Source organism: Streptomyces corchorusii, from assembly GCF_001514055.1.
In the GTDB taxonomy this organism is placed as follows: Bacteria; Actinomycetota; Actinomycetes; order Streptomycetales; family Streptomycetaceae; genus Streptomyces; species Streptomyces olivaceoviridis.
The window spans coordinates 1-6,444 of the sequence record NZ_KQ948395.1 but is presented as its reverse complement, the minus strand read 5'-3'; the positions used below and the strand labels follow the sequence as shown (position 1 = coordinate 6,444).

The window sequence follows — 6,444 nt, the reverse complement described above, 5'->3', positions numbered from 1 at the left end:
AGCACTCGAGCGTCCTTGCTCGAACAACTCAGCCGCCCGCACACGCCGAGCCTCGGCCAACTGGGGCCGCGTCAAGGGAGGAACGACAGGCGCGGAGACAACAGACGAAGACTCGAAAGACACGACACCAGGATCCCGCCAACAAGCCCATCACACCCACACAACTAACGAAAAGATCAGTAGGAGCCGGAGAAGTGCTGTTGTCGGTCCTCTCTGCCGTCGTCCGCCGAGTCGACGGCGGACGACGGCAGAACAGCAGCTTCGGCGTCCCCTGCATGCTGCGGTGTGCCCGACACTGCCTCCGGCGCAGGGCTTCTTCCTGCGCCGGAGCTGGCGAGAGCGGCTTGCCACTTATCGCGCTCTGTGGACGGCGCGGTAAGCGTCGCTGTCTGGCTGGTTGCTTCGGGCTGCCGCGCGCAGGGGTCGACGTTCTCAACGGGCCCCCCAGAGGGTTGGGTGTCGGGCTCGGGACGCGGGCTGGCTCTGTCGACGCCCTGATCTGCAAGGTCGGACGGGGAGCCGTGCTGCGTGGGAGGTGTGACTCCTTCTGCCGCAGGGAGGCTGTCGAAATTCTCGGTGGCGGTGAAGGGTGGTGCTTCGGTGGTGCGCAGAAGGATGTCTCCAGTCACCCAACAGGTGCCCTTGGGACCACGGACCTCCAGGAGCGCTACGGCTCGGATTCGGTAGCCGTCCATTCCCTCGCCACGTGCGTTGACCATGGGGGTGCCGAAACGGAGCAGTTCACGACGCTGGCTGGAGCTGAGGGCCGTCTGGCCGAGGGCCGCCCGTTCGCCGGCGATGGGAACGGAGGTGCCGACTGGGTGCGGGCCGGCGGACATGTAGGCGAACGTGACACCGGTTGCGGTGACCTGGTCGCCTTGTGTCTGGAAGCCGTCTGCCGCCAGTTCGATCCGATCGATCGCCGTGTCCTTGCTGCTTGCCTCCACCTGCGGCGCGTGCAGGGTCAGGCGTACCGATGTGCCGTTGTTTCCCGGGTGGCCGAGAACGGGCGCGGTGGCTGCGGGCTCCAGCAGAGTGAGCCGGCCAGTGGCGGCCAGAGTCGTCAGACGGAGGAAGATTCCCTCGGCTGATCGGGTGGTCCGTGGAGAGAGGTCTTGCGTGAGTGTTGGATCGACGGCGCGCAGGGCCCGGCCGAGCTGTTCTGCCGCGGCGAAGTCGTATACATGGAAGGGCCGCTCGGGGACCCAACCCGATTGTGTGACTGCCGTGCGCACGTCATCCGGGATCGTGAAGTCGATGACGGCGTCACCGGGCGACGGCGGTGGGGCCGGCTGTGCCGCGGGATTCGAGGTGAAGAGGCCGGGGCCGGAGGTGAGCGTACGGGAGTTCCCGGTCGTCTCCGATGCGTTGAAGCGCAAGGTGACTTCCGCCTGTTCGGTCGCCTGTATCCCGGTGGAGGCATGGGGCTGGTATCCGAGCAGGCCACGGATGCGTGAGACGGCGATTGGCGCGAGTGCATGGGCGGTGTCACTGATCGCACGGGCCAATCGGCCTGTCAGCGCGTCGTCCAGGGAGCGGGAGCGGACCGTCACCCTGTATTCGTACGGGATGCGGAATTCGTTCGTGCCGCTGAACGTCCGTTGCCAGGTGCGTCGTTCACGGCTGGACAGCTGAGTATCCGTCCACGTGGTCCGTTCAGCTGTGCTGAGGACTGGGAGAGCACCGTGACCGTGGTGCACGACGGCTGGGGAGAACGTCAGTTCCCGACTGTCCGTGGTGCTCCGGCTGACCTTTGTGGCTCCTGGCCGTCCCAGCGTGGCGCCGTCGCCATTGGAGTGCCCGAAGACGTTGTCCAGTCCGGAGGTGGCCGTCACGCGCTTGCCACGCAGGTCTCGCAACGCGACGTTGCCGGCGGGGTGTGCGGTGAGGGCCACCTCCACGAGACGGGGGCCGAGCCAGGAGCGGTGGACGAAGTGGAATGCGGTGTGTCCGCGAGGCCCGGCGTTGACCAAGGCACGCAAGCCCACGCTGGTGGCGTGCTCGTTGATTCTGGACAGAACTCCGGGCACGTAGGCGGCGTTCCCGGGGCGCGTGGCGCCCGGTGCTTCGCGCTCGACGAGGGTGCGGATGCTCTCAGTGAACGCGTCGCGTCCGCGGAACAGTTCGACCTCGCTGACGGCCCCGAAACCCAGCGTTCCACCGGTTTCGACGAACCAGGGAGGGAGCCGCTGGTCCAGGTGGTTCTCGACTGCGGGCTGTCGTCCAGTATCACGTACGAGCCGCGCGAGTTCCGGATGGTTCTGCAAGTCGTTGTCGACGAGCAGGAACTCAAGGGGGCCTGGCTCGACGACCTTGGTACTGCTGCTCACGACGGCATGGGGAGCGACGGTTCCGGAGACCACGTTGCGTCGCGCCCTGACGACCCTCACCACCAGATGTGGCTTGGCCGTGAAACGGTAGACGGGGGTGGTGTCTTCGGTGGTGACACGGAAGGCACCAGTGTTGTCGTTGACCGTGGTGCTGTCGGTCGTGGAACGACGCATGATGAAGTCGCCGTTCGGCGAGGTGACCGGGCCGCTGCGGCCGTACCGACCGTTGAGTGAGAAGGTGCCCTGGTGGCTGGAGGAACGGGTTGTGGTCGAGGCTGAGGCGTCGACCGACTGCAGCCAGCGTTCGAGGTCCATCGGGGGACCTGCGGGCAGCGCCTTCACCTCGGTGAGGTAGCCCCGGACCTCCACCATGATGTCGGTTCCCGCTGCCAGACCGGGAGTGCCGGCGCTTTCCACCACATACGAGTCACCGAAGATGCGGGAAGCATTGCCTACCAAGTGGTGAGGGGAGAACGCCGTGTCGATCACTTCCCGGGCCGCGGACTCGGGATTCGTCGCTGGTTCCCCCACGGCAGTCCGTGCCAACCACCGCCCCAGACCGGACATCTGGCGGCCGGCCCACCGCGCGGTGTCGAAGAGGCCGCCGATCGCGTCCGCAGAGGGCTGCTCCGAAGTACCTGTTGGTGTGCTGAAAAGACGGCTGTGCGAGTCGTCCGGACGTACCGCCGGCTCGTGGGAAGGAACGGTCCGCACCGTGCCCATCTCCAGATCGCCGTCTTCGGGGAACGATCCCGGCATCGGTGGCCTGCCGGGCGAAGCCTGTTCCTCCTGCCGCACGGTGTCCTGATCCATCTCGTCCAGCATCCTCGGGATGAGCTCACGCAGTTCCGCGCTTCCCGGCACCCGGTCGAATATCGCTGTGTCGGGCGGTCGCAGCATCTGCGCATGGTGACGGTCGCTCGGCTGTCCCAGCGCTTGGGCATCCGATGCCAGGACGTCCCTGATCGTGGCCGGCATGGGACGGGGACCGGTGTGCGGAGTCGTGAGCGTGCGATGGGCGGGAAGGGCGAGGCGAACGCTCCCGTCAGCCGTGTGGGCGGGCAGGCCGCCGCCGTGACTGAAGGAGATCTCCAGGCGATATGTGACGGGGACGGAGAACACATGGGAGCCGGCCGAAGTGGGGCTCAATATGTAGTATTCGTGGCCGGTACCGGCGCTGGAGCCGGTCGTCCTCGACGGTTGGCTGCTGTAGGTGTAGCGGAATCCGAACTCTTGGAACCAGGCGTCGTCAACGAGATCGAAGGGGTTGACGACCGATGCTCCGAACCCCACGTTCCAGGCCAGTGGTGTGGTCTGGAACTGCTCGTCTCCCGCAGTGGTAGAGCCCACGTAGTTCAGCGTCTGTACCCCCGGCAGTGCTTTCTCGTGGTCGATGCCAACATTGTCTTCCGGCCCCGTGTAGCGGCGTTCGGCTGTCAGCCGCACGGTGGCACGGCGGGTGCCCAGGTGGGCGGGGAGTTCAAAGGCCGTCGCAGCGCCGCCGTCGACCATCTCGTTGAGGGCTGCGCGCAGGCCGTGCCGGGAACGCATCTGGTCCAGCTTGCGCTGATTGGCGAGCCGCTGGGCGTCGGCCCCCTGTTCGTTCACCGCGTCCCACACGCCGGGTCGTGGTCTGTCCGAGGGAAGGAAGCCGTGGTCACGCAGCCATCGTTCCGCCCGATCGAAGAGCGTTGTGGTGCCCGAGACTTGAAGGGGGGTGGTAGACACGCCCAGTTGCTTGAGGTGGAGCACCTCTGCCGGCACGTAGCGTGGCTCGGCCGGCTCCTGACCGAGCGTGGCCAGCGAAGGAACCAGCAGGCCGACGCGATACCGCTTCCCGGCGGCGAGCGGTGATCCGGCCGACGGATGCACCGGTCGGCTGCTGGGCCGCATCAGGGTAACGGTCACCGTCATCTCCGCCGTCACGTGCAACTGCGGCTCGGCGGTGCGCAGCGACTGCGCTATTCGAGCACTCCCACCCGAGACGAGGGTATGAGCGAAGTGATGCTGCACGCCGCCCTGGAGGCTTACGGAGCCGCCACGCTGCTCACCGTCGCTGGGGACGTCGCTCCCACTCGGCCACATCGAGAACCTGAGCGGAAGTGTCAAGCCGAGAGCATGGGCGACCTGGCTGCTGCCCTGCATGCGTAGCGACCGCATGACATAGGTGTCTACGACGGAGTTCGATGTCGCGGGGCCACTGGGTGTGTCGCCGCCGGAAAGCCGCACGGCGAGCCGAAGATAGCCCAGCACGTCACCGGAACGCGAGTACAAGACGGGTGAAGCCACCGTACCGGTCCATGCCTGCGACAGGAGACCGCGCTGGTTTCCTTCGCCGAAGAACTGGTAGAGCTCGTCCAGCGAAGCGTCGGACAGCGCTCCCAGATGTTCAGCGAAAGCCGACACGACATCGCCGAACAACGTGTCGTGGTCCGGAAGGGCGTCCGCACCGAACAGCGGAAGTTCATCCAGCAGCCGGCCGAGCGGGGCCGGCTTGGCGCCCGGTTCCTGAGCGTCGGGTACCGCCCGCGGTGGTGGTGTGGTCAGGTATGACGGGAACCACACGGTCAGGGGCGTCCGGGTCACAGAGTCGTCAGGCAGAGGTGGCGTCGGACCGGCGCTGACCCATTGATGGGCAGCCTCGCCGGCGAGGACAGTCATCGTCGGGCCCACATTGCGGCGCAGCTCCCAGTGCATGACGTAGTCGTACGGCCAAGAGCGCCCCCTGCTCCGGATCATTGCCATGGACTGCACGGTTTGCCCCAGGGAAACCCCTGTCGTGAGCTGATTGTGGGTGAGGTTCAGCTGTGGGGCGAGTGTGATCCGCCGTAGGGATCCCTGCCCCATGCTCCATCTATGACGCGAGGTTCCGCTGACCGCCCGCAGATCCCCGCTGCCCGCTGTGTCGCCCACCTCACCGGTACCGAAAGCCCAGCGCTGCAGCCCCACAGGCGGTCCGTCGGGCATGGGGTCCATCTGCTGGGGCGACGCCACCGGATCACTCAGGCTGAGACGTAGGGAGACCGGATAACGCTGTCCGCGACGAGAGACGTTGATGGGCAGACCAGAGGGTGTGAGGAGCCGTGCCCACTCTGCGGACAGCAGCGCTGAGGTTAGGACTTGACGCACTCTGGCATTGAAGGCGCTGTCCAAGCCGTGACCATCCGACTCCGACAGAGTGATCACTCGATCCTGAAGCCATCGGACCACATGCTGGGGCACGGGTGTCACATGCGCCACGCTGCTGACGCCGTCGCGGCCAGTCCCGAATCGTGCGACCGAATCGCTAAGGCCCGTCGGTGAATCGTCCGGCTGAGTGGTACCTGGACTGGGCGCGTCCTCAGGTGATGGGCCCGGACGTGCAGCGCTTTCTGCCATCGGTGGGGAGCGCAGCGCGCTGTGCTGCGCAAGTGGGTGGCCTGAGCCGGGTGACACGGTGCCGTTCGTCGAGGTCCTAGCCTCGCCGGCCTCCGTATCGTTATTGAGGTGGCGTGTAGAAGCGCTTAGGGGAGCGGCTACCCCACGGGGGAGGCTGTGGTCGGTGCCGACTGCATCTGCTGGGGACGATGTGGTCGGGCTCGGGTCGTCAGGGCCTCTCCGGTCTGTTCGGGGACTTGAGGGGCTGTCGGCTTGGGGGGTGCCGCCGGGCAGTCCGGTGGTCGCGTGTGTGCCGAACGCGGCGCGCAGTTGTTCGGACAGACGGTAGGCCGGCTGCTGCTTGAGGGGGAGGTCGGGGCGGGGTTGTGTGTGCAGGGTTGCTGCGATGGCGGCTGCGATGTCGTCGTACAGCTGGCTGTATTGGCCGGCGCTGGAGCCGGGGGTCGCGTCTGCGCGGATGAGGGGTGGTGCCTGGTGCCTGCCGTTCATCATGGTGAACGCTTGTAGGAGCAGTTCTTCTTGTTGTGCCGGGTCCAAAGCGTGCAGGCGCGCGTGGGAGTGTGCGAAGGTGTCGGCCCAGCGTTCCCGGGTGGCGGGGCCCACCACCGGATACCGGCCATCCCCGCTGCGCGTGGGAGCGTCCTCTCGCCAGGCCGGCTGTGTATCAGTGGTAATGGCGTCGAGGGAGATGCTGATAGTGGTGGCGGTGGGGTGGGCGGGGACGGTCGTATCGGTC

1 protein-coding gene is annotated in these 6,444 nt (G+C 66.7%); it reads right to left on the bottom strand.

Annotation, left to right across the window (positions count from 1 at the left end):
• Nucleotides 1-176: 176 nt before the first annotated feature.
• Nucleotides 177-5,027 carry a hypothetical protein gene (locus tag AQJ11_RS44905; RefSeq protein ID WP_159061823.1) on the bottom strand — a complete coding sequence of 1,617 codons (4,851 nt, stop codon included), beginning with the start codon at nucleotides 5,025-5,027 and terminating at the stop codon, nucleotides 177-179.
• Nucleotides 5,028-6,444 lie beyond the last annotated feature (1,417 nt).

Bases quoted from the DNA above. Each gene is read 5' to 3' on its own strand.
- AQJ11_RS44905 (WP_159061823.1), bottom strand. From the start codon at position 5,027: ATGCACTGGGAGCTGCGCCGCAATGTGGGCCCGACGATGACTGTCCTC.